Raw genomic sequence first — 482 nt, 5'->3', positions numbered from 1 at the left:
GGGCACCCCCCCCCGGGAAGGACGAACCGTGCACATTCACGTTGGGTACAACGTTCCGGGCTATCTGCCGGACACCGAGCCCATGTGCTTTGTCGATCTCGACAGTGCGATGGACGCGTTTCGGCACGAACTGAAAGATCGTCAAGAAGAATACTGGGCAGAGTGCTTGGCGACTGCTACCGAGGATCCGGAGGGTGGCACGTGCGAATGCGCGTGGTACGGCGTGGCGCGTGACGCGGAAATGGCGATTTCCGCGATCTCGGACGGCGATGTCGCCTACGCGCTCAAGAAAGCGTCGGGCGCCGAACCGCGGGAGTGGTCGGTGACGCTGAGTCCGCCGGACGGGCCGGACGTCAGCGTGTGGGCGGTGATCCTGGCCGACGACGTCGAGCAATGCATGCTCGCCGAAGTCGGTTCCCGCTGATTTTCCCGTCCTGCGCCCGGTCGTTCGGCCGCGCGGTGCTTCGATGCCGCACGGCCGA

At 65.4% G+C, this 482-nt stretch carries 1 protein-coding gene; it reads left to right on the top strand.

Annotation, left to right across the window (positions count from 1 at the left end; translation table 11 throughout):
* Window positions 1–424 (top strand): hypothetical protein (locus tag ACRX5W_RS16445; RefSeq protein ID WP_436788883.1); only part of this gene is annotated, 424 nt, incomplete at its 5' end.
* Between the last annotated feature and the right edge of the window lie 58 nt (window positions 425–482).

The sequence above is a fragment of the Yinghuangia sp. YIM S10712 genome, from assembly GCF_051388935.1.
Taxonomy (GTDB): Bacteria; Actinomycetota; Actinomycetes; order Streptomycetales; family Streptomycetaceae; genus Yinghuangia.
Note: the sequence above shows the minus strand (reverse complement) of the source record. Positions and strands in the feature narration are given on the sequence as shown.